The sequence below is a fragment of the Paenibacillus hunanensis genome, from assembly GCF_014645615.1.
GTDB lineage: Bacteria > Bacillota > Bacilli > Paenibacillales > Paenibacillaceae > Saccharibacillus > Saccharibacillus hunanensis.
The window spans coordinates 1-1,876 of record NZ_BMMB01000034.1 but is presented as its reverse complement, the minus strand read 5'-3'; the positions used below and the strand labels follow the sequence as shown (position 1 = coordinate 1,876).

Sequence of the window (1,876 nt, the reverse complement as noted above, 5' to 3'; positions counted from 1 at the left end):
GTCGCTCTTCTCTATAAAAGTCGCTCTTCTCTATAAAAGTCGCTCTTCTCTATAAAAGTCAATCCCCCGGATGACTGGCTAACTCCTGAACCGTATTCATAAACAGGCCAGCATGATAACCATCACACACCGAATGATGAACCTGCAACGACAACGGTAAAAAGATAGAATCATCTTTATGAATGAATTTTCCTGCCGTAACAATAGGCAGTAGGTAACGACTATTGGTAATATTCAAGTTGAATCCAGTAAACGCCGTCCACGGAATCATCGAAAGAGAGAATACATTTTCAGGCACAGGCATCTTAGGGAATAGCTTAGCCGAAGCTTGATAGATTTCGATATCCGAAATACAGGCATCGTAAAACGTCTGAAAATCACTTACAACAGGAGTCGATATCGCAGAGAATGACTCGGATGCTTGATCAAAAATAGTATACAGTGGTTCCAGCGTATCCCAATAACCCAGTTCCCCATGACTATTGTAGCCCGTTCTAAAATTAACGTGTGAATTGATCACCTTAGTAATCAAGAAAATAAATACAGGATAGAAGCGATATCCTTTTTGCTTGGTAAACTGATATAAAGCATGGATATCGATTTCATTCGTCAGGCTAAAGTAAGTGTTTTGATTCATATAATGGTGAAAGGTTTCCGTTCTCTTCCAGGTATTAAAATCAATTGGATTGAAGTTCATTCGATCTGCCTCCTAAATTTTAAGTATGAAACGAATTTAGGAGGCAGCGTTGTCTGTTTTTTTCATTCAAACTCATCCTTAGTTAAGAGTTACCAGATATTTTATCACAACAAAATTCTTTTAAGCTGGCTTTATTATCCTAATTATTTTTCCAAAACGCCAAACCAATCATTTTCGTAAATGAATAACGATCGCATCATACCAATCTAATTTGTAATTGATACCTATACAGCGTCTAATAGCTTCTACATGATGAGAACTAATTCATTTAGAGTATACAGAAGATATATAAGAATGCTTATGCGTATAGGTATCCTGATATAAACGCGAATTAAAACATAGTCATATCATATAAGATACGATGGAGAGACATTGAGGTACGATGCCTTAACCTAATGTGCGCGCACACACCAAACATATCGGCATCTCTAATAAAGCATGGAGACAAACATATAAAAGTGAGATTACTATCTATATAAGATAGATAATAGAATGCAATGAAAATCACCTATACAATAACCATCTAATTATAGTGGGAATAATTTAAACCGCAGATTGAATGCTAACGGTTCTCCTTATTATGCTAGGATAAGTAAAGGCTATATTATTAGCTGTACAATAAAGAAGTACAAGCGATATTAAGATAGAATACAAGATAGCACTGTCAGCCTGATAAAATAAATTTACAAAAGGGGTTGCTTTCTTGTTTCGATCTATGGTATATTCTAATTCCGGTCGACAAACAAACAAGTTTGCTGGCTGAACAAAATAATCTTTCCAACCGGTTAGCTACACTAAGTAGCCAACACAATCTGCTTTTCAAACTCACGTCAAAATGAGATTGAAAATAACTCCAAAAAAAGTTGTTGACAGATGGTTGATGAGATGATAAGATATAAGAGTTGCTGCGAGAGACACTGAGCGGCAACGAAAGAGCTTGATCTTTGAAAACTGAACAACGAGTGAGTGAAGAACTTAGTTCTTCAAAATATAGAGAACAGCAATGTTCTCGCCAGCAACAAAATGAGCAAGTCAAACACTTTATTGGAGAGTTTGATCCTGGCTCAGGACGAACGCTGGCGGCGTGCCTAATACATGCAAGTCGAGCGGAGTCGATAGGAAGCTTGCTTCTTTGAGACTTAGCGGCGGACGGGTGAGTAACACGTAGGCAACCTGCCC

1 protein-coding gene and 1 rRNA gene are annotated in these 1,876 nt (G+C 37.5%); one reads left to right on the top strand and one right to left on the bottom strand.

What is annotated here, in order from left to right:
• Positions 1–58: 58 nt before the first annotated feature.
• The gene (catA, locus tag IEX62_RS23435) at positions 59–697 is read right to left on the bottom strand and encodes a type A chloramphenicol O-acetyltransferase (protein ID WP_188778816.1); all 639 of its coding nucleotides are present in this window, start codon (positions 695–697) and stop codon (positions 59–61) included.
• 1,041 nt (positions 698–1,738) lie between these two features.
• Here catA and IEX62_RS23430 point away from each other — a divergent pair.
• A 16S ribosomal RNA gene (locus IEX62_RS23430) occupies positions 1,739–1,876 on the top strand; the annotation flags it as partial.

Excerpts from the sequence above, each read along its gene's own strand:
- catA (WP_188778816.1), bottom strand. The coding sequence starts at position 697 with ATGAACTTCAATCCAATTGATTTTAATACCTGGAAGAGAACGGAAACC.